The following is a 25,072-nucleotide window of genomic DNA, read 5'->3' as shown; positions in this document are numbered from 1 at the left end:
CGACCAGCACTGGGCCCGGTCCTAGGCTTGAACCATGACTTCGACGACGAACCAGACGAACCGCAGCATGCGCCTGGGCGTACAGATCGCCCCGCAGCACGCCCAGTACTCCAAAATTCGTGACACGCTCACTGAAGTGGAGGCGCTCGGCGCCGACATCGCCTTCAACTGGGACCACTTCTTTCCGCTCACCGGCGAACCCGACGGCCTGCACTTCGAATCATGGACCATCCTTGCCGCCTGGGCCGAGCAGACCACGACCCTCGAATTCGGTGCCCTGGTCAACTGCAACAGCTATCGCAACGCCGACCTGCAGGCGGACATGGCCCGCACGATCGACCACATCAGCGGCGGACGCTTCATCTTCGGTACCGGCGCCGGCTGGTTCGAACGCGACTACCAGGAGTACGGCTACGAGTTCGGCACCCCAGGCACCCGCCTGAACGCGCTCGACGACAGCCTGAACCGCATCGAGGCCCGCTGGGCCAAGCTCAACCCATTGCCCACCCGCGATATCCCGGTGCTCATCGGCGGTGGCGGCGAGAAGAAAACCCTGCGCATCGTCGCCCAGCACGCCGACATCTGGCACTCGTTCTCGAACCCCGAAGTGCTCGAGCACAAGCTCGGCGTGCTCGGCGCCTGGTGCGACGAGGTCGGCCGCGATATCAGCGAAATCGAGATCTCCACGGAACTGCGGGGGCGCACGGTGGAAGACGCCAACGCGCTCTATGACCTCGGCACCCGCCTGTTCACGGTCGGCATCACCGGCCCCGACTACGACCTCGGCCCGGCGACCGACTGGCTGGCCTGGCGCGACAGCAAGAACGCCTGATTCGACTCGGCCCAGAAGCTGGACCAACGTCGGGCGTTGTAGGTTCGCAACCAGTAAAGCGGTCGGAGCGCGTGAGCGACAGCGGACGCCCCGTGCCGGCGGGAAGTCTTTGCCCTCGTCGAACGTTATCCGTGTAGGTCAGCCAATTGAAAGGAATATACCCATGAGCAAGACTTGGTTTATTACTGGCGCGTCCAAGGGGTTTGGCCGCCAGTGGACGGAAGCTGCGTTAGAACGTGGCGACAGCGTTGCAGGCACCGCACGAAAATTGGAAACTCTCGATGCTCTCGTTGAGAAGTACCCGAATACTTTTTTGCCGATGCGGCTCGACGTCACGGACCGGGACGCGGATTTCGCGGCCGTGCAAGAGGCGGCCGAGCACTTCGGCCAGCTCGATATCGTCGTCAATAACGCTGGGTTCGGTCACTTCGGCATGGTTGAAGAGTTGACCGAAGACGAGGCCCGAGCTCAAATCGAGACGAACCTGTTCGGCGCGCTCTGGATCACACAGGCGGCGGTGCCCGTCATGCGAAAGCAGGGTTCGGGTCACATCATCCAGGTCTCGAGTATCGGCGGTATTAGCGCCTTTCCCACCGTCGGTATCTACCATGCGTCGAAGTGGGCACTCGAGGGCTTTTCACAGTCGCTTTCCCAGGAGATCGCGGGCTTCGGCATTAACGTGACGTTGGTGGAACCCGGTAGCTTCTCGACCGATTGGTCGGGTCCCTCCGCCTCGCGCAGCGACGAGATGGCGGAGTACGCCGATGTGCGACAGGCGGCGGCGCGTCGTCCCTCTGCAAACGATCCCGGTGACCCGAAGGCTACCAGAGGTGCGATTCTCAAGGTCGTCGATGCACAGAAGCCGCCACTGCGCATCTTCTTCGGCAAGGCGCCCCTGGGCATCGCGACGAAGGACTACGAGTCACGACTGGCCACGTGGAACGAATGGCAGCCGGTGTCGATTGAGGCACACGGTGCCTGAGTCTCCAGGACCACCGCGCACTCAACGGTGAGCTGACGGAACCTTCAAGCGTATGAAATTTTCCCAGCCGCAGCGGGTGAATCAGCAAACTCTGCGTGCGGTTCCGGGATATTCGGCGACGAAACGAGGGCCAGAGTCGGGATTGTCAGGTGGTGGGCAGGGCGGCTGTCGTCTGTGCGGGATTCCAGACCGCGCGCTCGCGGTGGGCGAATTCGGCGAAGCGAATGGGCTCCCGGCCAAGGACCCCGCGCACCGTGTCGGTCAGCTCGCCCGCCATGCCGAGGCGGGCGGTGGTGTAGATCGCGGCAGTGACCAAAACCATTCCCCACGGCATGCCGAGGGTGCGGCGTGCGTGTTGGAGGTATCGCATGATGCCGGGCCGTGCATAGCGAATGGGGCGGCCGAGTTCGTCCGTCAAGATCTGGGCAACCTGCTGGTAGGTGAGGGCTTCACTCCCCGTCACCGTGTAGGCGGTGTCGGCGTGGGACGATGGTCGAGCAGGGCAGCCGCGGCGATCGCGCCGATGTCTTCCACATCGACGAATGCGGTCGCGCCCCGCCCGGCCGGAACCATGATCTCGTCGCGATCACGGATGTCGGTCAGGTGGGTGGTGGAGAGGCTCTGGTGGAAGAACGAGGCGCGAACGAACGTCCACGCGACCCCAGATGTGCGAAGCCAGGTTTCGATGGCGGCATGCGGTACGACCAGGATTGGATCGTTCGCCATTCAAAAACCTCTCGTATTGCTTCCCTACCCAAATTTTATCCGTCGTGATCGCTAGCGCACCCGCCGTAGCCGAATCGGGCCTTTCGCTGTCGACGGGTCGACCACGGCGCCGCCTTGGGTGATCTGCAGTTCACCGCGGGAGACCATGCGGCGGGCGGCTCGCCTGGCCGGTTCGATGAGATCGCGCCATTCCTCATTGCCGACAGCCTTCGCCGCGTCGGACGGACAGATCGTGGCGGTCTGTGCCCGGGCAGTGAGCAGGGTCGTGATCGATTCTTCCAACCGCAGATCGATCGCGGTGACCCCGCGGTTACGGCATGAGTCCGAGCAGTATTTCACCGAATCCCAGTCGCGCGCCCACTTCACGCGCCACTCGATCCGGCGTCCACACGACGCGCAGGTCTTCTCCGGGACGCGATCCGCAGGGGTCGAATCGGCCCGTCGATGGTGCATCATTCTAGCGGCCCAGCCCCTCGGCCAGCTCGTGGCTGAGCGCCGCAACGACCGCGGGCAGGCTGCCGCCGTGGGTGGCAGCCACGGCGAGCTGCCGCTGGTAGCTGCCGCCGTCGTCGATGATGCGGTGGAGGCCGAGCAGCTCCGGCAGGCAGCCGAGGCGCTCCGCGGTGGGGGAGAGCGTCTCGATGAGGCGACGCACGTCATCCGTTACCAGGCATTCGGCGCCCATTGCATCGAGGATGATCTCGGCGCCCAGCCCATAGCGGGCCGCCCGCCACTTGTTCTCACGCACGAACCACGGCTGCATGCGCGGTACGTCTTCGCCTTGGTCGAGGCGGGTGGACATCCACTCGACCAGGCACTGGATGAACGCGGCGATCGCGGCGAGTTCCACGGCGGTGGAGACTCCATCGCAGACGCGCACCTCGATCGTGCCCCAGCGCGGTGACGGGCGAATATCCCAGCGCACCTCGGTGACGTCCTCGATGATGCCGGTCACCGCCATGTCGTCGACGTAACGCTCCCAGGCGTCCCAGTCGGGCAGGTCCCACGGCAGGCCGGCGGTTGGAAGCTGCTGGAACATGAGCGAGCGATTGCTCGCGTAGCCGGTGTCGACGCCGGCCCAGAACGGGCTCGATGCGCTGAGCGCCTGCAGGTGCGGCACATAGGTGAGCAGGCCGTTCATGATCGGAATCACTTTGGCCTTGTTCTCGATGCCGACGTGCACGTGAATGCCCCAGATCATCATGTTGCGCCCCCACCACTGCGTGCGGTCGATGAGCTTGTGATAGCGAGCCTTGTCGGTGATGGTCTGGTCAAACCACTGCGCAAACGGATGCGAGCCGCTACAGATCACGTCCACCTCACGACCTTCCAGAACGCGACGTACCTCACCGAGCTGGCCGGCGACATCCGCTACCGCGTGGCCGACGGTGTCGTGCACGCCGGACACCAGCTCGACCGTGTTGAGCAGCAGCTCACCGGTGATCGTGGGGTGGACCGAACCGTCGGGACCGCGCAGGGCGTCGAGCACCTGGTCGGCGATATTTGCCAGATCGCCGGTCTCGCGGTCGACGAGGGCGACCTCCCACTCGATGCCCACGGTCGAGCGGGCGGATCGGGCGAAGTCGAGTGGCACGGGTGCTCCTTGGGTGGACCGGTGACGGCCGTTGAGGTTCGATTATCACAATGACAGCAATCTCTGACACAATGATTAGTCGCGATCCGTTGTGCCCGACCCTCTATCTCGGTGCAACGTGATCCTATAGAGCTTATGCCGAGTGTGCCCCCACGCTCACGGCCCAAGGTTCGCCAAACAACGAATTAACACTGGAGAATTGTGGCTGTCAAAATCCGTCTAAAGCGCATGGGCAAGATCCGTGCACCGTACTACCGCATTGTCGTTGCCGACGCGCGCACCAAGCGCGACGGTCGTGTCATCGAAGAAATCGGCATCTACCACCCCACGGAGGAGCCCTCTGTCATCGAGGTTAAGTCCGAGCGTGCGCAGTACTGGCTCAGCGTCGGCGCTCAGCCGACCGAGCAGGTTGCTGCACTCCTCAAGCTCACGGGCGACTGGGGCATCTTCAAGGGCGACAAGAACGCCAAGAGCACCGTCAAGGTGAAGGAACCGAAGGCTGCTTTCGTCGCTGACGAGAAGAAGAAGCCGGTTCTCAAGCCCAAGGCTGAGAAGCCGGTCGCCAAGGCCCCCGAGGTCGCTGCAGAAGCAACCGAAGAGGCGTAACTGTTGCTTGCTCCCGCGCTCGAACACCTTGTCAAGGGGATCGTTGATCACCCGGACGATGTGCACGTTGCAGAAAAGAATTCTGCAAGAGGCGAGGTGCTCGAGGTTCGTGTGAACCCCGAGGATCTCGGCCGGGTCATTGGTCGTGCGGGTCGCACCGCCAAGGCCCTGCGCACCCTCGTTGCAGCTCTGGCCGATGGTCGCCGCGTTCGCGTCGACGTCGTCGACACCGATTTCTAGTTCAGTGAACGATGCAACTGTGGACGACAGCGAGAAGGACCGCACCCAGCAGTTACGGGTGGGGCGCCTGACCAAGGCTCACGGGCTCAAGGGAGCAATCAAGCTCGAACTGTTCACGGATGACCCGGGACGACGTTTCGTCCCGGGCGCCGTGTTCACCCTGCAGGTTCCGACCGGTTCGGCCTGGCACGGCAAGACGATCGAACTCGTCGAGCTCCGCTGGTATAACCAGCACGCGGTCGGTTTTTTCAAGGATGTCGTCGATCGCAGCGCGGCGGAAACGCTCGCGAAGGCGATCCTCTGGATCGACGCGGACGTCGCCGAGCAGTCGGATGAAGAAGACGCCTGGTACGACCACCAGCTGGTCGGCCTCGCCGTCATGCGTGACGGTGTGCGCATCGGTACCATCGGTCGCCTCGAGCACATGCCCGCGCAAGACTTGTTGATCGTGAAAACGCCCACCGGCGACGTCATGATCCCGTTCGTGAAGGCCATCGTGCCGAGCGTCGACGTGAAAAACGGCGTAGTCACGATCACGCCGCCGCCCGGGCTGCTCGAAGAGTTGCCCGAGGACCCGGCTGACGCTGAGCCCACTCTCGAAACTGACTCTGACACGGATGCCGCGGCATCCGCTCTTAAGACAGACTAAGACTCAGACCGCACCCCTGCCGGACTGTACCGATGTGTTTCACACGGGAACAGCCCGGCATCTGTGCGCCGAGGGCTAGACGTTGAGGCGGTAGCCGCGCTTGACCACCGTCGCGACCAGCCCGGGAATGCCGAGCGTCTGCCGCAGCCGGCTGAGCGAGACCTCCATGGCATGGTCGTCGGAGTCGCCGGACAGGGCCAGCGTGAGGTCCTCACGGGAGACGACCGCCCCGCGTGCCCGCATGAGCGCCCGCAGAATGGCGAGGGCCGTCGGCGGCAGCTGCACACGTTCCTCGCCGACCTGCACGAGCGAACCGCGCAGCTGCACGAGCCCGTTCTGGGTCTCGACCCGCTCGATCATGTTCTGCTCGAGGTGTTCGCAGACCAGCCGAATCAGCGCGCCCATGCGAAAACGGGTCGGCTGAATGGGTGCGATCCCCGCGGCGATCAGCGGGGCACTGGTCACCGGGCCGACCGCTGCCGCGCAGACCTGAGTCTGCAGCGCCTTGAGTAGCTCGGGGTAGACCTCCATGCCTTCCGCCGCGGTGAACAGCGCGTGCACGGCCGGCGCACTCGTAAACGTGACGCAGTCCAGCTGGCGGGCACAGATTGCCTCGACCAGCTTGTACACCCGCTCGTCGGTGTCGTCGACGGCGATCCACCGGTACGGCGCGACGACGAGCACGCGCTCGTGCACCGCGCGCAGCCGGTCGAGCTGCTGTTCGTCCGTGGCTCCGTGCACCTGGATTCCGATCGTGAGCCCGGGCGGGTACTCGGCCAGAACCTTGTCAACGAGCGAGGCCGTCGTCTCCGAATCGCTCATCCCGGAGTCACCCAGCCCGGTCGCCCGAATGCCCCCACGCGCTTTCGGCCCGCGCACCAGGATGGTCGTCTCGGCCAGGGCGTCGGTCAGGTCGGAGCCGAGACCATCGGCCTCGGCCACCTCGAACCAGCGGCGCACTCCGTAACCGGTGGTCGCGAGCAGAATATCGGGCCGCGCGGCGATCATGGTGCGGGTGTCATCGAGCAGCGGGCCGTCCTGCTGCGAGTGCGCGATGCGCAGGGTCGGCGCGTGCACAACGCGCGCACCGCGCCGCTCAAAGGCGTCGATCAGGTCGCTGGAACGCCGATCGCTCGTCACTCCGATGCGAAACCCCACGAGCTGGTTCGGCTGCAGAAACGGTGCCGCGACCTCGATCGGCTCGACGGCACCCGGCAGGCGCACGTGGTGCACGTACAGATCGGGTGCGGGTACATCGTTCGTTTCCGTCATCAGTCGGTGCCCGCAAACTCGGCCGCTCGGGCCACGAGGTCCTCGGCGGCGGCGTCGCCGCTGTAGGCGAGGCGTACGACCTCGCCGACGACCAGCACGGCGGGGCTGCGCACGCTGGCGGCAGCGGCATCGGCCAGCACCGCCGACAGTGTGCTCACGGTGGTGCGCTGGGTGGCGCTGAACCCGCGTTCAATAATGGCCACGGGCATCTCGGCCGACATGCCGCGTCGGAGCAGCCCCTGACTGAGGGTCGGCAGGGTGCCGACGCCCATGAGTACCACGATGGTGCTGCCGAGCAGGGTGAGTCCTTCGAGTTCGTTGTCGGTGAGTGGTGCGTGGCCGCTGATCACGGTGAAGGCGTGGCTGATGCCGCGGTGGGTCAGCGGGATTCCGGCCGCGGCCGGCACCGCAAGCGCACTCGTGACGCCGGAGATGACGGTGACGGCGATGCCATTGCGGTGGCAGGCGAGCACTTCTTCACTCCCGCGACCGAAGACATAGGGGTCGCCGCCCTTGAGCCGCACGACGCGTTTGCCGGCGAGGGCATGCTCGACCATGAGTTCTTCGATTCCGGTCTGCGAGACCGGGTGGCTGCCGGCGCGTTTGCCGACGTCGATGAGCGTCGCCTGGGGTGCGAGGGAGGCGAGGTCGTCGCTCGGCGCGAGGCGGTCGAACAACACGACATCCGCTTGCGCGAGGGCGGTCACCGCGGCCACGGTCAGCAGTTCAGCGGCACCGGGGCCGCCACCCACCAGGGTGACGGGACCGGTGGTCACTGGGCCGGCGGCTACTGAACTGGAGCTGACTGACCCAGCCGTACGGGAACTCTGGGCTGTCATCTGCCTACTCTTTTCGAACGGGAATGCGGCTTCCACTTAGGAGAACAGTACTCGACGAGGCCCGTTCGGCCGGAGTCGCCGGCCTTATTTGGTCACGCTCCGTAACGAGCGCGATGCTCGGGTCGGGTTCGGCCGGAGCGTTCACGAAGGAACGAAACCGGCGCAGTCGTTCCGGGTCGGCGAGCGTCGCCGCCCACTCGTCTTCGTAGTTGTCGACGTGGGCGAGCATGGCCTGCTCGAGCTCCTCGGCCAGTCCAAGCGAGTCGTTGATGACGACGTCGCGCACGTGCTCGAGGCCTCCCTCGAGGTCCTCCATCCAGCGGGCGGTGCGCTGCATCCGATCGGCCGTGCGAATGTAGTACATCATGTAGCGGTCGATGTACTTGATCAGGGTTTCTTCGTCGAGGTCGGTCGCGAGCAGCTGCCCGTGCGCCGGCTGAAAACCGCCATTGCCGCCGACGTACATGTTCCAGCCGTTGTCGCTCGCGATAATGCCGACGTCCTTGGCCCGGGCTTCGGCGCACTCGCGGGCGCAGCCCGACACCCCGAACTTGAACTTGTGCGGCGCGCGCAGGCCGCGATAGCGCAATTCGAGCCGAATCGCGAGGCCGACGGCATCCTGCACGCCGAACCGGCACCAGGTGGAGCCGACGCAGGACTTCACGTTGCGCAGCGCTTTGCCGTAGGCCTGCCCCGACTCGAAGCCAGCGTCCACCAAAATGCGCCAGATGTCGGGCAGCTGTTCCAGCCGGGCGCCGAACAGGTCGATGCGCTGTCCGCCGGTGATCTTGGTATACAGGTCGAAGTCGAGCGCGACCTGGGCGATCACGGCCAGTTTGGTCGGGGTGATCTCGCCACCCGGAATGCGGGGGACCACCGAGTAGGTGCCGTCCTTCTGCATGTTGGCCATGGCGCGGTCGTTGGTGTCCTGCAGGGTGCCGCGGCCGGCATCAAGAATGTAGGAGGTGTTCTGGCTGGCCAGGATGGAGCCGACGGCTGGCTTGCAGACATCACAGCCACGACCGGTGCCGAAGCGGGAGAAGATCTCGTCGCTCGACGTGAGCCCCAGCACCCGCACCGATTCGAACAACTCTTGGCGGCTCAGCTCGAAGTGCTCGCACAGGGCGTGCGAGACCGTTTGACCGGATGCCGTCAGCTCGGCCTCAAGGATCTTCTTGACCAGCGGCACGCACGAACCGCACTGGGTGCCGGCCCGGGTGCAGACTTTGAGCGCGCCGAGCTCGGTACAGGCATCGGTGTGGTCGTCGCCGCGAACGGCATTTCGCACCGCGCCGGCCGAGACCATGTTGCAGGAGCAGACCAGGGCGTCGTCGGGCAGTTCGTCGCCAGCCGGGGCCTCGGCGCCCGCGGCTGAGAGGTAGGCGGCGGGCTCGCTGCTGAGCTGTCGGCCCACCATCGGGCGGAGTGCCGAGTAGGGCGTGGCGTCACCGACGAAGATGCCGCCGAGCAGGGTTTTGGCGTCGTCGGTCATGACAAGCTTTTGGTACAGCCCACGGGCCGGGTCGGCGTAGACGATTTCCAGCGAGCCGGGCGTCGTCGCGAGGGCGTCGCCGAAGCTCGCGACGTCGACGCCGGACAGCTTGAGCTTGGTGGCATCGTCGACGGTCGTGAACTCGGCGATGCCGCCGAGCAGACGGTCGGCGACGACCTCGGCCATGGCGTTGGCCGGGGCGACGAGGCCCACGCAGCGATCGTTCCAGCTGGCGACCTCGCCGATCGCCCAGATGCTCGGGTCGCTGGTGCGGCAGTCGTTGCCGATCGTGACGCCGCCGCGGGTGCCCACGGTGAGCCCGGCATCGCGGGCCAGTTCGTCGCGAGGCGAGATGCCGATCGCGTAGACGACCATGTCGGCGGCGATGTCGCGGCCGTTGCCGAGCTGCAGGCCGGTCACGGCGGTGTTGTCGTCGTTGGTGAGGATGGTGCGGGCGCGGGTGCCGAGGTGCAGTTCGATGCCCTGGGCAACGATGAGCCGGCCGAGCGACTGTCCGCCGCCCTCGTCGAGCTGGGCGGACATGAGCCAGCCGCCGGAGTGCACGATGGCCGATTCGGCGCCGAGCTTGTGCAGTCCGCCGGCCGCTTCGAGGCCGAGCAGACCGCCGCCGGCCACGACGACCTTGGGGGTGCGGCCGAGTGAGGCGGTTAGAGCGGCGAGTTCGTCGACGAGGGCGTCGACGTCGTCGAGGGTGCGGTACACCCGAATATGTTCGCGGCCGGGCAGCTCCGGTACGGGGGCACTGGAACCGGTGGCGAGCACGAGGTCGTCGTACTGCAGCACCGCGCCGGTCGACGTCGTGACCGTGCGGGCGAGCCGGTCGATGCTTGTGGCCCGTTCGTTGATGCGCAGCGCGATGCGTTCGCTGTTCCACGGGGCCGTGGGCTCGAGGGTGAGGTCGATCAGGCCGGCCAGGCGCTGGCTCAGCGCGACCCGGTCGTAGGGTCGGTGGTTTTCTTCGGCCAGCACGGTGATCGAGAGGGCGTGCTCGGTGTCGCGGGAGTGCAGCGCGTCGGTGAGGCGGTGCGCGGCCGGGCCGCCGCCGATAACGATGACGCGGCGCGGGGCGTCTGGATCGGCGCTGGCGGCATCCGCTGGGGTCGTCGATGTGACGGCGTGCGTCAAATCCATAGCGGGAACCGCAGGGTCTGGGGCAGAATACGCGGAGGCGGTTTCACGAGAAGCTGGCATCAGCATCCTTTCAAAGCGGGGCGATCATGAGCGTAGTTCGGGGCAGTTTCACCCTCGTGTCGCACGTGTGTCCCGTACTGGTCGAAAGCCCCACAGTGCGGCGTTCCCGCTGTGAGGCGGGTTTCACTCGGGGGAAACATAGGGGGCGACTGGCCGAAATATGGCTCGCCTACCGTGGTACCAACGCACAAACGCGACAACCCCCGATAGAAACCCCCTGGGAGCGCACCATGACGATGACCGACATGACAACGACCATGACCCGCCCCACAGTGGTCTGGGAGCGCGCCTGCGCCGTGACCGATCTGGAACCCAGCTGGGGCGAAGCCGCACTGATCCGCATGAAGCAGATCGCCTTATTTCTGCTCTCGCCCACCGAGATCTACGCCGTCGACCACCGCGACCCGCACACCGAGGCCAACGTCATGGCCCGCGGCATCGTCGGGTCCAAGGGAGACCGCCCCACCATCGCTTCACCGCTGCACAAAGAGGTCTACGACCTCGGTACCGGCGAATGCTTCACCAACCCGACCCTCGTGCTGAACACCTACGAGACCCGCATTGTCGGCGGCTATATCGAGGTCGCGGTCGAGACTGAACTACTCGCTGCGGCATGACCCTGCTTGGGGAACGGCGCGACACTGAACGGCGCAGCACCTTCGGGCGCCGCGCTGCGATCAGCACGCCGCTGCCCGCCGCGCTCGTCGCCATCTCGCACGGCACCAACTCGCCTGACGGCCAGGCGGCCATCGCCGCTCTCGTCTCAGCCGTCTCCCTCGCCCGCCCCGATCTGGCTGTGACCGGGGGTTTCGTTGATGTGCAGCAACCGGATGTCGCGGCGAGCCTTGGCGCGGTACGCCCGGACTGCGCCGCTGTCGTGGTGCCCCTGCTGCTCTCGGCCGGGTACCACGTCCACGTCGACCTCCAGCGTGAAACCCGCGAGCACGACCGCGTGACGACGGTATCGCGCGCGCTCGGCCCGGACGACCGACTCATCGACGTGCTGGTGCAGCGCCTTCTGGCCGACGGGTTCGACAGGCGGGTACGCGGCCAGGAGATCGTGCTCGCCGCCGCCGGCTCGAGCGATGCACGCGCAGTGCACGACTGCCGCACGGTCGGCGCCCTGCTGGAACAGCGCCTCGGCGTGCGCGTCACCGTAGGCTTTCTCTCGGCCGCAACGCCGCGACTGGCCTGCGCCGTCACCGGGGCCCGGCTCCGGGGCGCCAACGTCACCGTCAGCACCTATCTCGTGGCTCCCGGATTCTTCTTCGACCTGACCCGCGCCCAGAGCGTCGGCGCCGACCTGGTCACCGCTCCGCTGCTCCTGCCGGGGGAATCCGCCCCCGCTCCGTTGGTTGATCTGGTCCTCGACCGGTACCTCGAGGCGAAAGAGAGCGCCGGACTCTTCTAGAATTTGACCATGCGCATCGATATTGTCACCATTTTTCCCGAATTCTTCGATGTGCTCGATCTGTCTCTGCTCGGCAAGGCCCGGCAGAGCGGACTGATTGATCTGGGCGTGCACAATCTGCGCGACTCCACCATTGACCGGCACCACTCGGTCGATGACACCCCCTACGGCGGCGGTGCCGGAATGGTCATGAAGGCGGAGCCGTGGGGCGCGGCCCTGGATGCCATTCTCGGTTCCGATGCGCCCGCTGCTGCGCCCGCTGCTGCGCCCGCTGCACAGGCCGAGGGCGGCCCCATCCTCATCTTTCCCTCACCGGCGGGCGACCAGTTCACCCAGGCGATGGCCCGCGAGCTGTCCCTCGAGCAGCACCTCGTCTTCGGCTGCGGCCGCTACGAGGGCATCGACCAGCGTGTGGTCGACCACTACTCACAGCGCGGCCGGGTGCGCCTGGTCAGCCTCGGCGACTACGTGCTCAACGGGGGAGAGGTCGCCGTCATGGCCATGATCGAAGCGATCGGCAGGCTCATTCCCGGTGTCGTCGGCAATCCCGCGAGCCTCGTCGAGGAATCCCACGAAGACGGCCTGCTCGAATACCCGAGTTACACCAAGCCGGCCAGCTGGCGCGGCCTCGAAGTGCCGCCGGTGTTGCTCAGCGGCAACCACGGCGCCATCAGCACCTGGCGGCGCCAGCAGCAGATCGAACGCACCGAACGGGTGCGCCCCGATCTATTGCCGCGCACAATCTAGAGCACAACCTTCTGCCTCCAGCGAACGCCAAGGTTAGTGTCAGTCCCCGTCGATAAACTCGGGGTCGTGATCATCCGCCGTGCCTTCTACCACTGGCAATTTATTGCCGCCGGAGCCCTGCCGCTCTGGCTTCTCGTCGGTTCCGCCATATTTGGCTCCGGTGCCTGGGCGGTCCTGGGCATCTTCTTCGGAGCCGTTCTGATCGGCCTCGGGCTACTGCTGGTGGCACTCGTCATCTACGCGCGCAAAGAGGTCCGCGAAACCCGGGCGGTCTCCTATGCCGATGTCGGCGTGCTTGCACTCTGGCACCTGCTCATCATCGCAATTCCCTTTTCAACGGATGCCGCCGGCTGGCTCAGTGTGCTCGTCATCATCGGCGGGCTGGCCGTGTTCTGGTTCGCCGTCTGGGAGCTGTTCGCCGCTGCCCGGCGTCGCATGCGCGCCATGGTCGACCTGGTGGAACAGCAGGCGCGCGGGCAGTCTGCGCCGGGCCGGCCTTCACCGGCCGGGCCGCAGCATCCACTGCCCGGCCGCGGCGCACCCTTCGGACGACCCGGCACCCCCGAGACCATCATTATCGAAGAAAAGCGCGACCGGCCCTAACCTGCCCGCCCCGCTTTGCAGTGCGCGCCAGTTCATGGCAGAATAGGCGATTGTGCCGCTGCAGGACTCTGCCACAGGGGAGCCTGCTTTGTGCGGCGCACATCCTCATACTGATTGCTTCGAATGAAGCACCTAGCGTAGTCGACCTGTGGCGGGTACAGAGAGCGAAACAACATGCATATTCTCGACGCGGTAGACGCCCCATCGCTGAAGACAGATCTTCCTGACTTCCGTGCCGGCGACACCGTCAAGGTTCACGTCAACATCATTGAGGGAACCCGCTCTCGTATCCAGGTCTTCCAGGGAGTCGTCATCGGCCGCTCCGGCGAAGGCGTGCGCGAAACGTTCTGCGTTCGCAAGGTCAGCTTTCAGATCGGCGTCGAGCGTACCTTCCCGGTGCACTCCCCGGTCATCGACCACATCGAGATCGTGACCCGCGGCGATGTTCGTCGCGCGAAGCTGTACTACCTGCGCGACCTGCGTGGCAAGAAGGCCAAGATCAAGGAAAAGCGCTAACTCTCGCGCCTACTAAGATCCAACCGGATTCTTCACTGAGCTCCCCATCACCTAAACTGATGGGGAGCTCAGGCGGTTAAATGACAGATGAAGTGCTCGCCTCCAGGTCCGATCATCGGGTGACAGGGTCGAAGAAGTCTCGCAGTAAGAAGGCGTCCAGCAAGAATCGCAGCGTCTTACTGTTCATCCGCGACCTCCTGATCATTTTCGTGGTCGCACTGCTCATCTCCTTCCTGATCAAGACCTTCCTGATCCGGTCGTTCTATATCCCCTCCGGGTCGATGGAGAACACCTTGCAGATCAACGACCGCATCATCGTGAACCAGCTCGAACCGGAGCTGATTCCGATCACTCGCGGCGACGTCATCGTGTTCAAGGATCCGGGCGGATGGTTGCTGCCCCAGGCGGACGTGGTGCAAAACCCGATCGTGGCCGGCGCCGACTGGCTGCTCTCGGTCGTTGGACTCTCAGCTCCCGACAGCAATGATCACCTCATCAAACGCGTCATCGGGCTGCCCGGCGACCACGTCGTGTGCTGTAACGCCCTCGGCCAGATGAGCGTCAACGATGTTCCCCTCGACGAGTCGGCCTACGTGCTGCTGCCGGCCGGCGAGACCACGGTGTCCAAGGACGACTTCGACGTCACCATCCCGGCGGACTCGCTCTGGATGATGGGCGACAACCGCTACAACTCCAAGGACTCCCGCTACAACGGTGACACCGCCGGCAAGGGCTACGTCCCCATCGAAAACGTGGTCGGTCGTGCCCTCGTCGTGAGCTGGCCGCTGGCCCGCTGGGCCTGGCTGGATGACTACCCCGATGTGTTCCGCGAGGTGGAACAAGCCGGCAAAGGCTCCGAGTAGTGGCCGTGTCCGACCCCACCCTCGAGGTGGAGTTCGACCTGCTGCGCACCGGCGCCAGCTTCGTGATCGGCTGTGACGAGGTGGGCCGCGGCGCTCTCGCCGGGCCAGTGGCCGTAGGATTTGCCGCGGTGAACGCATCCGTTCTGGCCATGCCGGTGGGACTACGCGATTCCAAGATGCTCAGCGAACCGCGCCGGGAACTTCTCGCCCCCCTCGCCTCGCAGTGGGCGACGCACTCGGCCGTCGGGCTCGCCTCGGCCGCCGAGGTCGATGAACTCGGCATCATCGCCTGCCTCGGGCTGGCCGGTAAGCGTGCCCTGTCCGATCTATACCTGCAGGGTGTCGATGTGGCCGGCAGCATCGTGCTGCTCGATGGCAGCGACGACTGGCTGAACAAGGCCCTGGCCACCCCGTTGAGCGTCGTGACCCGCATCAAAGCTGACCGGGATTGCGGGTCGGTGGCGGCGGCATCCGTTATTGCGAAGGTGCACCGCGACCGCCTGATGATCGCCGCACACGATGGCGCTCCCGGCTACGGCTGGGCGTCGAACAAGGGCTACGGCAGCTCGGCGCACATGAGCGCGATCGACCTGCTCGGGCCGAGCCCTCTACACCGAAAATCGTGGCTCAAAATCTCAGCGTAAGATGAGATCACCATGGAAGAAGACGAATTCGAGGACTACGACCGCGAGGTCGAGTTGGCCCTGTACCGGGAATATCGAGACGTCGTTGGTCAGTTCCAGTACGTCGTCGAAACCGAACGACGCTTCTACCTCGCGAACGAGGTCGAACTGGTGCGCCGTGACACGGAACACGATTTCTACTTCGAACTGACCATGAAGGACGTCTGGGTCTGGGACGTCTACCGCTCCGATCGATTCGTGAAATCGGTGCGCGTGCTGACCTTCAAGGACGTCAACGTGGAAGAGCTCGCGTCGAAAGACTTCGAACTTCCCAAGGAACTTGCGCTCGACGAGTGAGGAATGACTCCGGGGCCTCGGGTGGCCGGACAGGACCGACGAAGGTTTAGGAAGGCAACCCTGTGATCCAGGACGCTGATCGTGCCCGTGCTCTGTGGAGCAACCGCGAGGCTCTCGCCGAGGCGATGATTCCTCTGATCGGGCGCCTCTACCGGGACAACACCGTGGTGACGAGCGTCTACGGACGCGGTCTGGTCAACAAATCGGTCGTCGGCCTGCTCAAAGCACACCGCTTCGCCCGTCACATAGCGGATGTCGAGCTTCCGCTCGAAGAGACCCTCCCCATTTTGCAGGCCATCGATGGCCTCAATCTGGGGGCTGCGTCGATCGACCTCGCGCGCCTCGCGCTCGGTTTTCGCGAGCAAAACGGCCGCGTCACCCTGGAAGAGTACCTCCGCGCTGAACTCGCCGACGTCGTCGGCCAGCACGGACTCGACGGTCGCACCAGCACCGACGTTGTGCTCTACGGTTTCGGCCGTATCGGGCGCCTGCTCGCGCGCATCCTGATCGAACACGCCGGCGGCGGGCAGGGCCTGCGCCTGCGCGCGATCGTCGTGCGCCGCGGTTCGGCCAACGACCTGGTCAAGCGGGCCAGCCTGCTGCGCCGCGACTCGGTGCACGGCCCGTTCGAGGGCACGATCACCATCGACGAGGAGAACAACACCATCCTCGCCAATGGCACACTCATCCAGGTGATCTACTCCGGCGACCCGGCCAGCGTCGACTACACGCAGTACGGCATCCACGATGCCATCGTCGTCGACAACACCGGCAAGTGGCGCGACGAGGAGGGCCTCTCCCAGCACCTGAAATGCCCCGGCGTTGCCCGGGTGCTGCTCACCGCGCCGGGCAAGGGCGCGCTCAAGAACATCGTGCACGGCATCAACCACGGGGACATTCTGCCGACCGACCGCATCATCACCGCGGCGTCCTGCACCACGAACGCGATCACCCCGGTCCTGAAGGCCGTCAACGATCGCTACGGAATCATCGACGGCCACGTCGAAACCGTGCACTCGTTCACGAATGACCAGAACCTCATCGACAACTTCCACTCCGGTGACCGTCGGGGCCGTTCAGCCGCGCTCAACATGGTGATCACCGAGACCGGTGCCGCCAAGGCCGTGGCCAAGGCCCTGCCGGAGCTGGCCGGTAAGCTCACCGGCAACGCGATCCGCGTTCCCACGCCCGACGTGTCGATGGCTATCCTCAACCTGAACCTGGCCAGCGCGACCGACAAGGAGGAGCTCAACACCTACTTGCGCACGATGTCCTTGCACTCCTCGCTGCACCGCCAGATCGACTTCATCGACTCGCCCGAGGTGGTCTCGAGCGACTTCCTCGGCTCGCGTCGCGCTGGCATCGTCGATGGCCTGGCCACCATCGTCACCGACCAGAAGGCCGTGCTCTACGTCTGGTACGACAACGAATACGGCTACAGCTGCCAGGTGATTCGGGTGCTCGAGGAGATGTCCGGCGTGCACGCGCCGATCTTCCCGCCCATCCTGGTCGAGGCGCTCGAGCCGGTCGCCTAGTGCTCTGAGTCGGACGGGGCCCAGGCCCCGTCCGTATTTTAGGGGCGGGGGTCGCAGATGACCACGGGGATGTCGCGGTCGGTTTTCGTCTGGTACTTCCGATAACCGGCGTAGGCGGCGACGATGCGCGGCCACAGCTCGGCTTTCTCGGTGGATGTCGCGGTGCGCGCCCGAAACGGCCGCGTCACTCCGCGAATGGTGAGCTCTACATTGGGCTGGGCCACGAGATTGCTGTACCAGAACGGATGCCGGTCGTCGCCGCCCTTGGACGCCACGAGCACATACCTTCCGCCCTCGTGCACCGGTGCTGTCAGCATCGTCGACCGACGCTGCCCGCTTGTGCGGCCGATCGTGTGCAGCTCGACGGCGGCCATGGTACCGATAGTCCAGCCGAGGCGTCCGCCGGAGACGAAAAGCAGCATCCGGTGTACGCCGTTCATCGCGCGCATGCCCAGATCGGTCAGCCGGTTGCCCACAGTCATAAGCCCAGCGTACGTCGCGTCGGGCGTTAGGTTGGAACAATGACTCCAGCAACGATGCTCAGTACGATTCTTCGCGAAGCCGGCACCTCGCGCCCCTATGCACAGAGCCGACCGCTGACGCTCGAACGGATTCCGGTGCCGACGCCGCGGACCGGCGAGGTGCTTGTGCGCATCGAACGCGCCAGCCTGTGCCACTCCGACCTTTCGGTCATCGATGGGTCGCGCCTACGCCCGCTGCCGATGGCGCTCGGCCACGAGGCCGCCGGCACAGTGACGGCACTCGGCGACGGCGTCGACGATCTGGCCATCGGCGACCGGGTCGTGCTGGTCTTCGTGCCGAGCTGCGGTGACTGTCGGGCCTGCCTGGCTGGGCGCCCGGCGCTGTGCCACCGCGGCGCCGAGGCCAACGGATCCGGCGACCTGTTGCACGGACCGGCCGTGCTGATCGGCGGCGAGGGCGAACGCGTCAACCACCACCTGGGGGTCTCGGCGTTCTCGCAGTACGCGGTCGTCGCCCGCGAATCGGTCGTGCCGATCGACCAGGATGTTCCGTTCGACATCGCCGCCATGTTCGGCTGCGCGGCCCTCACCGGCATCGGCGCCGTGCTCAATACCGGCGCCCTCACGTCCGGCCAGTCCGTGATCGTGTTCGGACTCGGCGCGGTCGGCCTGATGGCTGTCATGGCCGCCGCCCAGGTCGACGGCACCACCGTCATCGCGATCGATCCGCTGCCCGAAAAGCAGGCGCTGGCCATCCGCTGCGGCGCCGACCATGCCGGCTCGCCCCAACAGGCCGCCGAACTGGTGCGTGAATACGCGGGCGACGGCGTCGACCTCGCGATCGAGGCCGTCGGCAGCGCCCGGGTGATGGAGGCGAGCCTCGCCCTGCTCACCCGGGGCGGCGCGCTCGTCTCGGTGGGCCTGCCGCACCCCGAGCAGACCATCACCACCCCGGCGTTGCAGTTCGCCGGGCTAGGCCGCCGGCTGCTCGGCTCGTACATGGGCGACTCCGTGCCCAGCCGCGACGTCCCGGCCTACCTGCAGCTGTGGCGGGACGGCAAACTGCCGGTCGAACTGCTGCACACCGACACCCGACCGCTCACTGACCTCAACGAGAGCCTCGACGCGCTCGTTGCCGGCGACGTCGTGCGCCGCCTGTTCGTCATGCACGACGAATAGCCTCTCCTCCACAGGGGCCGGGCCGCGCGACTGTCCACGAATGTGGCGGCGGCCCACCCTCGGCCACGCGTGAGCGCGCACTCTGGTGTTCGGAGGCACTCGTGGCGCGCAAGGACGAACTCGGCAAACTCGGCGAAGAGCAGGCCGCGCTTTTTCTTCAGGGTGCCGGCTACACCATCCTCACCCGCAACTGGCGGTGTGCGGAGGGAGAGATCGACCTCGTCGTACAGCGCGGCGCGGCAGTCGTCTTCGTCGAGGTGAAGACGCGCAGTAGCCTGCGCTTCGGGCATCCGTTTGAGGCGGTCACCGTGAAAAAGCTGGCCCGGATGCGCCGACTCGCAGCCGCCTGGTGCGCGGCGGCCGAGCGCTGGCCGCGCCAGATTCGGCTCGACGTCATCGCTGTGATCGCGCCGAGGGGCCGTGAACCGGTCATCGAACACCTCGAGGGTGTGTTCTGATGGGAATCGCCCGCACCCACGCCGTCGCGATGCTCGGCCTGACCGGAGCACTCGTCGAGGTCGAGGCCGACATCTCCGCGCAACTACCGGGCATGATTTTGATCGGTCTGCCCGATGCCGCCCTGGCGCAGGCGACTCAGCGGGTGCGCGCCGCGGCGGCCAACAGCGGATGCCCCCTCACCGTTCACCGTCTCACCATCAATCTGTCGCCGGCCGCGTTGCCCAAGCACGGCGCCGGCTTCGACCTCGCGATCGCGTTGGCTTGCCTGGCGGCTGACAGCACCGTTTCGGGCGAATCGGTCGGTAAGGTCGTGCATTTCGGCGAACTCGCCCTCGATGGTCGGCTGCGGCCGACGCCGGGCATTCTTCCCGGGGTGATGACGGCCGCCCGCCTCGGTCACACCACTGTGATGGTGCCGATCGGCAACGAGGCCGAGGCCCGACTCGTGCCCGACGTTCGGGTGATCGGTGTCACGTCGCTGCGCGATGCGGCGATCTTTCACGGCGCCCAACTGCCCCCGATACCGGTTGAGCCGATTCTGGCCGCAACAGTGCCGACCGATCTGGTTGCCGAGCCCGACCTGGCCGACGTGATCGGCAACGACGACGCCATTTTGGCCCTGCAGATTGCCGCCGCCGGCGGTCATCACGTGTTTCTGCTCGGCCCGCCCGGAGCCGGAAAGACAATGCTTGCGGCCCGCCTGCCCGGGCTGTTGCCTGACCTCGACCCGGCGAGCTCGCTCGAGGTCAGCTCGCTGCGCTCGCTCAGCGGCCTCGGACTGGGCGACACCCTGATTACTCGGCCGCCGTGGGAAGCACCACATCACACCGCGACAGCCGCCGCCATGGTGGGCGGTGGCAACGGGCAGATTCGGCCGGGGGCCGCGTCGCAGGCCTCGCACGGCGTTCTGTTCCTCGACGAGGCTCCCGAATTCGCCTCACCGGTGCTTGACGCCCTGCGTCAGCCGCTGGAATCCGGCTGGATCAGCATTCACCGGGCCAATGCCGTCGCGCACTTTCCCGCCCGGTTTCAACTGGTCATGGCGGCCAACCCGTGCCCGTGCGGGCAGTATGGCGCTGGCGATCTGAGCTGCACCTGCCCGCCGAACGCCCGCCGCCGCTACCTCGCCCGCATCTCCGGGCCGTTGCTTGACCGCATCGACATTCAACTCAACGTCAAACGAATCACCGCCGCCCAGCTGCGCCTCGCCGCGGGCACCCTGCGGATGACGAGTGTCATCGCCCGAGAGCGGGTGGTCACCGCGCGGGCTGCCGCGGCCGAGCGGCTTCGCAGCACCGCCTGGAGTCTGAACTCCCAAGTTCCGGGCCCCTGGCTGCGCGGCGCGGCGGTGCGCCTGGCCCCGAGCACCACCGCCGGCCTCGACCGCGCGCTTGAACGTGGCGGAATCACCATGCGCGGCTACGACCGGGTGCTGCGAATCGCGTGGACCCTGGCCGACTACGACGGTCTTACCATTCCCGGCCCTGACCAGGTCGGCCAAGCCCTCTACCTACGCAAAGGAATGACATCATGACGCTGTTCGGGCTCGACGAAACCCGGGTGAGTCAGCTCACTGCCGGCGTACGCCGTGGAATGCCGGTTGACGCTGGCGACAACGCTGACTCCGCCGCGGCCGGCGAGGTCTTCGCCCGCGCGGCCTGGTCGGGCATTGCCGAACCCGGTGACGGTACGGCGGGCTTGCTCGTGGCGAGCCTTGGCGCGAGCGTGGCCCTGACCGCCATTCTCGAGTCGTGGAGCCCGGTGCGCATCGGCGCGCTCGTGCGAGACGCGCTCGGCGAAGACCCGGACGGGCCCGATCTCGTCTTTGCGGCCGGTCCCAGCGCCGATCCCACCGAAGCGGATGCTCACACCAGCGCCGAGCTGGAGCTGGCTCTCGACGCGGGACTGCAGCGCTGGCGGCCGCGGCTCAACTCGGGTGACGTCATCCGCTCGCTGCAGCAAGCGGCCCGCGTCGATGCACGGTTGCTGCTGGCCACGGATGCCCTGTGGCCGTCTTCGCTCGGCGACCTCGAACAGCATGCGCCGCTCGCGTTGTGGTGGCGCGGCGTACCCGGTGCCCTCGCCGCGCTGCCTAACTCGATCGCGCTGGTCGGGGCGCGGGCGGCCACCGGCTATGGCGAGCACATCGCCATGGAAGCCTCGGCCGGGTTGGTCGACCGCGGATTCGCGGTCGTCTCCGGTGCCGCCTATGGCATCGATGGGATGGCCCACCGGGCCGCACTGGCCAGCGACGGCGTGACCGTGGCCTTTCTGGCTGGGGGAGTCGACCGGTTCTACCCGAGTGGCCACGACTCCCTGCTCACCCGAATCGTCGCCTCCGGGGCGGTGATCTCCGAGCTGCCCTGCGGCGCCGCACCCACGAAGTGGCGCTTTCTGCAGAGAAACCGGTTGATCGCCGCAGCGAGCGCGGCGACGGTCGTACTGGAGGCGGGCTGGCGGTCGGGCTCCCTCAACACGGCCGGACACGCCTCCGCGCTGGGTCGGCCGCTCGGCGCCGTACCGGGTCCCATCACGAGCCCCACCTCGGCCGGCTGCCACCGTCTCATTCGCGAATTCGCCGCGGTCTGCGTGACCAGCCCGACCGAGATGGCCGAGCTCGTCGGGGAGCGGTCGATCCAGGTGCCCCTCGACTTTGCTGTCACCGATGCCGGGCCGGGTCCGATACCGCGCACGAGCGACCAGATCCGCGTGTTCGATGCCCTGAGCGGACGCTCGCCGCGCACGGTCGCCGACCTGTCCCGTCGGGCCGGGCTGTCAAGCGCGGCAGTGCGCGGTGCCCTCGGCGGGCTCGATCTCGACGGGGCTGCCCAGGAGCGGGAGGCCGGCTGGGTGCGGCGGGCCTAGGGCTCAGTCTTGATCGTCGGTCGCGTGGGGAGTGCTCGCTGCTGTCGGCTGGGGCGGGATCGCCTTCGCGTCCGCTGATCGTGCAGGGTTAGCATCCACTGCCGCGCAGGCCCGCGCCACTGCGGCGAGGGAGAGCGCGACGTCCGCGGCATCCGTCGACCAGTTGCTCACCGAGATGCGCAGGATGTCCCGGTCGTGCCAGCGCGACCCCGACATCCAGGCCGAACCGTCGGCAATGAGTTGCTGGGTCACTTGTCGGGTGCGATCGTCGCTGCCGAAGCTCACGCACACCTGCGTGAACAAGACCTCGTTGAGCACCTTAACGCCCGGCATGGCCCGAAGGCCGTCGGCCAGGGCCTTTGCGTTCGCGGCGAGACCGTCGACCAGAGCAATCGTGCCGGCGCGGCCGAGGGATCGAAGCGCCGCCCAGACCGGAACGCCCCGTGCCCGACGGGATAATTCGGGCACCTTCTCGAACGGGTCGCCGGGGCTGCGGTGTTCGCCTGCAGCGTCCGCGGCGATGAGGTAGCTGGTGTGCACGCCGAAGACCCGGCGCACCACCTCGGGCCGCGACACGATCGCCACCCCGCAGTCGTAGGGAACGTTGAGGGTTTTGTGGGCGTCGGTGGCCCAGGAATCAGCCCGTTCCAGACCGGTTAGCTGGTCGCGAAACCGCGGACTGGCCGCCGCCCACAGGCCGAACGCGCCGTCGACGTGCACCCAGGCTCCGTGCCGGCGGGCCACGTCGATCGCCGCACCCATCGGGTCAGACGCTCCGGAATGCACGTTGCCGGCCTGAAGGCAGACGATCGCCGGGCCGGAGCCGGCATTCAGTAGCTCGGCGAGGGCGTCGGGCCGTAACCGCCCCTCAGCGTCGACATCCACCACGATCGGCGCCCCGAGACCGAGGTAGCGCAGCGTGAGATCGATGACCTCGTGACGCTCGGCGCCCACAAAGACCCGCACCCGGGGACCGCCCGTCAGGCCGTCCCGGTCGATTTCCCACCCGGCCTGCTCGAGTACCCACTGTCGACCGGCGGCGAGACCGACGAAATTGGCCATGGTCGCGCCCGTTGTGAATCCGACATCCGCTCCCGGCGGAAGCCCCAGCAGGTCGAGGAGCCAGCCGGCGGCGGTCTCCTCGAGCACGGCGGTCGCGGGCGTGGCGAAGCGCATTCCGGCATTCTGATCCCATGCGGTGACCAGCCAATCGGCGGCGAGGGCCGCCGGCAGGGTTCCGCCAATGACCCAGCCGAAGAACCGGCCGGACGGCATCGCCATCAGGCCGGGTTCGGCAAACGAAGCGAGTTCATCGATGACGTCAGCCGCAGGGGTCGGGGCAGGGGGCAGCGGGCCAGCCGACAGCGCGGCCAGGGTATCGGCGTCGACGCGGGGGCCGACCGGGCGGGAAGGAAGCGACGCAAGCCAGGCCTGGGCGTGCAGCAGCGCACGATCCAGAGCCTCGAAATAGGCGTCCGGCTGGGCAGACATGGAGCCATGATAGCCCGCCCATGCGCCCATGCGCCCTTGTCGCCGGTCGGTGACGGGGCTACTGTAACCCGCAACATCGCCAATTGCCCCACCCTGTCGACTGTCAGAATTTTCAGAGAAGTGGATGTCATGAGCGCACCAGTAGCCGTCCAACGTCGAGGCCTCGGCTTCGCACTCACCGTTCTCGCCGTTGGAGCGGCCGTCCTGGCCTCCGCTCCGGCGGCGCTCGCAAACCCCGCGACCAGCGCGCCCCGCACGATGAGCCAGCCGACCGCGATTCAGCCCGCAGCCAGCCAGTTGACCGCAACGCCGATTCCCACCATCAGCGGTGTACCGCAGGCCGGTCGGCGGCTGACCGCCTCGCCGGGCACCTGGAAACCGGCTCCGGTAACGCTGTCCTACCGCTGGAAGGTGAACGGTGTGGCGGTATCGGGCGCCACGGCATCCACTTTCACGCCCTCCAACACCCAGGTGGGCAAGCGCGTCACCGTGACCGTCACCGGCACCAAGACCGGGTATCAGACGGTCTCGAAGACGAGCGCGTCGACCAAGCCCGTCGCTCCGGCCACGATCGCCGTCGGTGCCAATCCGCGCGAGCTCATCGTGACGAAAAACGGCCGCTGGGCGTACGTCGCCAACGCCGGCGCGCGTACGGTCTCGGTGATCGACACGGCCACCGGCACAGTCATCGCCACCATTCCGCTGGGCGGCACCCCCCGAGCTCTCGCAGTGTCTACCAACCAGAAACAGGTGTTCGTGAGCACCTGCAGCGACGAAAAGATCTACGCCCTCAACATTGCCACAAACACGGTCGCCTACTCCTTCCAGGCCGGCGCCTGCGGTGACCTCGTGGCCACCCCCGACGGCAAATCGCTCTACATCGGCGGTTCGCCCTCACTGTTCGATATCACTGTGGCGACCATCGCCACCCGCTCGCTCGCCGAGCCGATCTTCACCGGTGCCCCGGTCGGTGAACTCACTCCGAGCGCTGATCGAAAGAAGGTCTACCTGAGCAACGGCGACGACTACGGCGTGCTGATCATTGACACGGCCGCGCCCCAGGGACCGCTGCAGGAGTTCAACACCTCGCACCCGCCGATCGCGTCGGCACCATCACCCGACGGTAAGACGGTCTACGCCAGCCTCGGACGCGACCTGCTCACCGGGCCGTCCAATGCCGTGGAAGTCATCGACACCGCCACGAATCGGGTGCGGGCCAGCATCGCCATCACCGCCCCCGGCGCCCTGACGGTGAGTCCAGACGGAACGAAACTCTACGTGCTGTCGACCGAGAACAACACCATCGTCACGATCAGTACCGCCACCAACCGGGTGCTCAGTCGCATCCCGGTCGGGCATACCCCGACGAGCCTCGCGGTCACCCCCGACGGCAGCAAGGTGGGCATCACCAATTACGACGACAACACGGTGTCGGTGCTGCCGGTGTTCTGACACGGCTGTCGGTGGCTGCCCGTAGTCTGAAGACCGACGAAAGGT

Annotated in this window: 28 protein-coding genes; 19 read left to right on the top strand and 9 right to left on the bottom strand. The window is 66.5% G+C overall.

Annotated elements, in window-relative coordinates:
* Positions 1–34: 34 nt before the first annotated feature.
* A complete protein-coding gene (locus CXY77_RS04790) occupies positions 35–832 on the top strand; it encodes an LLM class F420-dependent oxidoreductase (RefSeq protein ID WP_104088247.1) in 798 nt (265 codons plus the stop codon).
* A 163-nt stretch (positions 833–995) separates the two neighbouring features.
* Positions 996–1,814, top strand: a complete 819-nt coding sequence (locus tag CXY77_RS04785; RefSeq protein WP_092341204.1) for an SDR family oxidoreductase — start codon at positions 996–998, stop codon at positions 1,812–1,814.
* Positions 1,815–1,959: 145 nt separating this feature from the next.
* Here the strand turns inward: CXY77_RS04785 and CXY77_RS04780 are convergent, their stop codons facing one another.
* The 4 genes from CXY77_RS04780 to CXY77_RS04765 are packed head-to-tail and all read right to left on the bottom strand — an operon-like array spanning position 1,960 to position 4,134.
* Positions 1,960–2,277, bottom strand: a complete 318-nt coding sequence (locus CXY77_RS04780) for a hypothetical protein (protein ID WP_104088246.1) — start codon at positions 2,275–2,277, stop codon at positions 1,960–1,962.
* A complete protein-coding gene (locus CXY77_RS04775; RefSeq protein ID WP_092341202.1) occupies positions 2,274–2,540 on the bottom strand; it encodes an NmrA family NAD(P)-binding protein in 267 nt (88 codons plus the stop codon). Before CXY77_RS04775 ends, CXY77_RS04780 begins: the two co-directional genes overlap by 4 nt.
* A 51-nt stretch (positions 2,541–2,591) precedes the next feature.
* On the bottom strand, positions 2,592–2,993 hold the full coding sequence (locus CXY77_RS04770) for a DUF2256 and DUF3253 domain-containing protein (RefSeq protein WP_199181886.1): 402 nt from the start codon (positions 2,991–2,993) through the stop codon (positions 2,592–2,594).
* 4 nt (positions 2,994–2,997) lie between these two features.
* Entirely contained in the window at positions 2,998–4,134 is a 1,137-nt protein-coding gene (locus tag CXY77_RS04765) for a glutamate--cysteine ligase (RefSeq protein ID WP_092341200.1), read from the bottom strand.
* Positions 4,135–4,335: 201 nt separating this feature from the next.
* Here CXY77_RS04765 and rpsP point away from each other — a divergent pair, with 201 nt between their 5' ends.
* Genes rpsP through rimM form a run of 3 tightly spaced genes read left to right on the top strand, consistent with a single transcriptional unit; the run spans position 4,336 to position 5,629 of the window.
* Positions 4,336–4,740 (top strand): 30S ribosomal protein S16, encoded by a 405-nt coding sequence (rpsP, locus tag CXY77_RS04760; protein WP_092341199.1) that lies wholly within the window; start codon positions 4,336–4,338, stop codon positions 4,738–4,740.
* Between the two features lie 3 nt (positions 4,741–4,743).
* Positions 4,744–4,980: an RNA-binding protein gene (locus CXY77_RS04755; RefSeq protein ID WP_092108900.1), complete on the top strand. Its 237-nt coding sequence runs from the start codon at positions 4,744–4,746 to the stop codon at positions 4,978–4,980.
* A gap of 19 nt (positions 4,981–4,999) precedes the next feature.
* Positions 5,000–5,629 carry a ribosome maturation factor RimM gene (gene rimM, locus CXY77_RS04750; protein ID WP_233197231.1) on the top strand — a complete coding sequence of 210 codons (630 nt, stop codon included), beginning with the start codon at positions 5,000–5,002 and terminating at the stop codon, positions 5,627–5,629.
* A gap of 75 nt (positions 5,630–5,704) precedes the next feature.
* Here the strand turns inward: rimM and CXY77_RS04745 are convergent, their stop codons facing one another.
* From CXY77_RS04745 to nirB, 3 genes are read right to left on the bottom strand one after another with little or no spacing between them, the layout of a single operon-like run.
* Complete coding sequence (locus tag CXY77_RS04745; RefSeq protein ID WP_092341197.1) at positions 5,705–6,901, bottom strand: uroporphyrinogen-III synthase; 1,197 nt, start codon at positions 6,899–6,901, stop codon at positions 5,705–5,707.
* Entirely contained in the window at positions 6,901–7,740 is an 840-nt protein-coding gene (gene cobA, locus CXY77_RS04740) for a uroporphyrinogen-III C-methyltransferase (protein ID WP_104088243.1), read from the bottom strand. The genes CXY77_RS04745 and cobA overlap by 1 nt, the downstream gene beginning before the upstream one ends.
* A 4-nt stretch (positions 7,741–7,744) precedes the next feature.
* Positions 7,745–10,384, bottom strand: coding sequence for a nitrite reductase large subunit NirB (nirB, locus tag CXY77_RS04735; protein WP_092341195.1), 2,640 nt, complete (start codon positions 10,382–10,384; stop codon positions 7,745–7,747).
* 290 nt (positions 10,385–10,674) lie between these two features.
* Between nirB and nirD the strand changes: the two genes are divergently transcribed.
* The 9 genes from nirD (at position 10,675) to CXY77_RS04690 (ending at position 17,099) form a co-directional block, all read left to right on the top strand.
* Positions 10,675–11,061: a nitrite reductase small subunit NirD gene (gene nirD, locus CXY77_RS04730; RefSeq protein WP_092341194.1), complete on the top strand. Its 387-nt coding sequence runs from the start codon at positions 10,675–10,677 to the stop codon at positions 11,059–11,061.
* Positions 11,058–11,855, top strand: a complete 798-nt coding sequence (locus tag CXY77_RS04725; RefSeq protein WP_104088242.1) for a sirohydrochlorin chelatase — start codon at positions 11,058–11,060, stop codon at positions 11,853–11,855. Before nirD ends, CXY77_RS04725 begins: the two co-directional genes overlap by 4 nt.
* 9 nt (positions 11,856–11,864) lie before the next feature.
* Positions 11,865–12,602 (top strand): tRNA (guanosine(37)-N1)-methyltransferase TrmD, encoded by a 738-nt coding sequence (trmD, locus tag CXY77_RS04720; RefSeq protein ID WP_104088240.1) that lies wholly within the window; start codon positions 11,865–11,867, stop codon positions 12,600–12,602.
* A gap of 66 nt (positions 12,603–12,668) precedes the next feature.
* Positions 12,669–13,205, top strand: a complete 537-nt coding sequence (locus CXY77_RS04715) for an MFS transporter (RefSeq protein ID WP_140425482.1) — start codon at positions 12,669–12,671, stop codon at positions 13,203–13,205.
* Positions 13,206–13,379: 174 nt separating this feature from the next.
* Positions 13,380–13,721 (top strand): 50S ribosomal protein L19, encoded by a 342-nt coding sequence (rplS, locus tag CXY77_RS04710; protein WP_092341190.1) that lies wholly within the window; start codon positions 13,380–13,382, stop codon positions 13,719–13,721.
* A gap of 80 nt (positions 13,722–13,801) precedes the next feature.
* Positions 13,802–14,584, top strand: coding sequence for a signal peptidase I (lepB, locus tag CXY77_RS04705; protein ID WP_092341189.1), 783 nt, complete (start codon positions 13,802–13,804; stop codon positions 14,582–14,584).
* Positions 14,584–15,228 carry a ribonuclease HII gene (locus CXY77_RS04700; protein ID WP_104088238.1) on the top strand — a complete coding sequence of 215 codons (645 nt, stop codon included), beginning with the start codon at positions 14,584–14,586 and terminating at the stop codon, positions 15,226–15,228. Before lepB ends, CXY77_RS04700 begins: the two co-directional genes overlap by 1 nt.
* Before the next feature lie 12 nt (positions 15,229–15,240).
* Positions 15,241–15,564: a DUF2469 family protein gene (locus tag CXY77_RS04695; protein WP_022886464.1), complete on the top strand. Its 324-nt coding sequence runs from the start codon at positions 15,241–15,243 to the stop codon at positions 15,562–15,564.
* A 62-nt stretch (positions 15,565–15,626) separates the two neighbouring features.
* Entirely contained in the window at positions 15,627–17,099 is a 1,473-nt protein-coding gene (locus tag CXY77_RS04690) for a glyceraldehyde-3-phosphate dehydrogenase (protein WP_092341187.1), read from the top strand.
* 38 nt (positions 17,100–17,137) lie between these two features.
* On the opposite strand, the gene CXY77_RS04685 is transcribed toward CXY77_RS04690, so the two are convergent.
* Positions 17,138–17,581, bottom strand: coding sequence for a nitroreductase family deazaflavin-dependent oxidoreductase (locus CXY77_RS04685; protein WP_092341186.1), 444 nt, complete (start codon positions 17,579–17,581; stop codon positions 17,138–17,140).
* A gap of 39 nt (positions 17,582–17,620) precedes the next feature.
* On the opposite strand from CXY77_RS04685, the gene CXY77_RS04680 reads away from it, so the two are divergent.
* From CXY77_RS04680 to dprA, 4 genes are all read left to right on the top strand, one after another.
* A complete protein-coding gene (locus CXY77_RS04680) occupies positions 17,621–18,760 on the top strand; it encodes an alcohol dehydrogenase catalytic domain-containing protein (protein ID WP_104088236.1) in 1,140 nt (379 codons plus the stop codon).
* Between the two features lie 101 nt (positions 18,761–18,861).
* Positions 18,862–19,218 carry a YraN family protein gene (locus CXY77_RS04675; RefSeq protein ID WP_092341184.1) on the top strand — a complete coding sequence of 119 codons (357 nt, stop codon included), beginning with the start codon at positions 18,862–18,864 and terminating at the stop codon, positions 19,216–19,218.
* Complete coding sequence (locus CXY77_RS04670; protein WP_092341183.1) at positions 19,218–20,753, top strand: YifB family Mg chelatase-like AAA ATPase; 1,536 nt, start codon at positions 19,218–19,220, stop codon at positions 20,751–20,753. The genes CXY77_RS04675 and CXY77_RS04670 overlap by 1 nt, the downstream gene beginning before the upstream one ends.
* The gene (gene dprA / locus CXY77_RS04665; RefSeq protein ID WP_092341182.1) at positions 20,750–22,084 is read left to right on the top strand and encodes a DNA-processing protein DprA; all 1,335 of its coding nucleotides are present in this window, start codon (positions 20,750–20,752) and stop codon (positions 22,082–22,084) included. The genes CXY77_RS04670 and dprA overlap by 4 nt, the downstream gene beginning before the upstream one ends.
* Positions 22,085–22,087: 3 nt before the next feature.
* Here dprA and CXY77_RS04660 read toward each other — a convergent pair whose 3' ends face one another.
* Positions 22,088–23,575: a pyridoxal-dependent decarboxylase gene (locus CXY77_RS04660; protein WP_104088235.1), complete on the bottom strand. Its 1,488-nt coding sequence runs from the start codon at positions 23,573–23,575 to the stop codon at positions 22,088–22,090.
* 129 nt (positions 23,576–23,704) lie between these two features.
* On the opposite strand from CXY77_RS04660, the gene CXY77_RS04655 reads away from it, so the two are divergent.
* The gene (locus CXY77_RS04655; RefSeq protein ID WP_158252780.1) at positions 23,705–25,027 is read left to right on the top strand and encodes a YncE family protein; all 1,323 of its coding nucleotides are present in this window, start codon (positions 23,705–23,707) and stop codon (positions 25,025–25,027) included.
* Positions 25,028–25,072 lie beyond the last annotated feature (45 nt).

The sequence above is a fragment of the Cryobacterium sp. N21 genome (genome assembly GCF_002929575.1).
GTDB classification, from domain to species: domain Bacteria; phylum Actinomycetota; class Actinomycetes; order Actinomycetales; family Microbacteriaceae; genus Cryobacterium; species Cryobacterium flavum.
Note: the sequence above shows the minus strand (reverse complement) of the source record. Positions and strands in the feature narration are given on the sequence as shown.

Bases quoted from the DNA above. Each gene is read 5' to 3' on its own strand.
- CXY77_RS04785 (WP_092341204.1), top strand. From the start codon at position 996: ATGAGCAAGACTTGGTTTATTACTGGCGCGTCCAAGGGGTTTGGCCGC.
- CXY77_RS04770 (WP_199181886.1), bottom strand. From the start codon at position 2,993: ATGCACCATCGACGGGCCGATTCGACCCCTGCGGATCGCGTCCCGGAG.
- CXY77_RS04745 (WP_092341197.1), bottom strand. From the start codon at position 6,901: ATGACGGAAACGAACGATGTACCCGCACCCGATCTGTACGTGCACCAC.
- CXY77_RS04775 (WP_092341202.1), bottom strand. From the start codon at position 2,540: ATGGCGAACGATCCAATCCTGGTCGTACCGCATGCCGCCATCGAAACC.
- CXY77_RS04670 (WP_092341183.1), top strand. From the start codon at position 19,218: ATGGGAATCGCCCGCACCCACGCCGTCGCGATGCTCGGCCTGACCGGA.
- cobA (WP_104088243.1), bottom strand. From the start codon at position 7,740: ATGACAGCCCAGAGTTCCCGTACGGCTGGGTCAGTCAGCTCCAGTTCA.
- trmD (WP_104088240.1), top strand. From the start codon at position 11,865: ATGCGCATCGATATTGTCACCATTTTTCCCGAATTCTTCGATGTGCTC.
- nirD (WP_092341194.1), top strand. From the start codon at position 10,675: ATGACGATGACCGACATGACAACGACCATGACCCGCCCCACAGTGGTC.
- rplS (WP_092341190.1), top strand. From the start codon at position 13,380: ATGCATATTCTCGACGCGGTAGACGCCCCATCGCTGAAGACAGATCTT.
- CXY77_RS04680 (WP_104088236.1), top strand. From the start codon at position 17,621: ATGACTCCAGCAACGATGCTCAGTACGATTCTTCGCGAAGCCGGCACC.
- CXY77_RS04695 (WP_022886464.1), top strand. From the start codon at position 15,241: ATGGAAGAAGACGAATTCGAGGACTACGACCGCGAGGTCGAGTTGGCC.
- nirB (WP_092341195.1), bottom strand. From the start codon at position 10,384: ATGGATTTGACGCACGCCGTCACATCGACGACCCCAGCGGATGCCGCC.
- CXY77_RS04790 (WP_104088247.1), top strand. From the start codon at position 35: ATGACTTCGACGACGAACCAGACGAACCGCAGCATGCGCCTGGGCGTA.
- lepB (WP_092341189.1), top strand. From the start codon at position 13,802: ATGACAGATGAAGTGCTCGCCTCCAGGTCCGATCATCGGGTGACAGGG.
- dprA (WP_092341182.1), top strand. From the start codon at position 20,750: ATGACGCTGTTCGGGCTCGACGAAACCCGGGTGAGTCAGCTCACTGCC.
- CXY77_RS04685 (WP_092341186.1), bottom strand. From the start codon at position 17,581: ATGACTGTGGGCAACCGGCTGACCGATCTGGGCATGCGCGCGATGAAC.
- CXY77_RS04725 (WP_104088242.1), top strand. From the start codon at position 11,058: ATGACCCTGCTTGGGGAACGGCGCGACACTGAACGGCGCAGCACCTTC.
- CXY77_RS04660 (WP_104088235.1), bottom strand. From the start codon at position 23,575: ATGTCTGCCCAGCCGGACGCCTATTTCGAGGCTCTGGATCGTGCGCTG.
- CXY77_RS04655 (WP_158252780.1), top strand. From the start codon at position 23,705: ATGAGCGCACCAGTAGCCGTCCAACGTCGAGGCCTCGGCTTCGCACTC.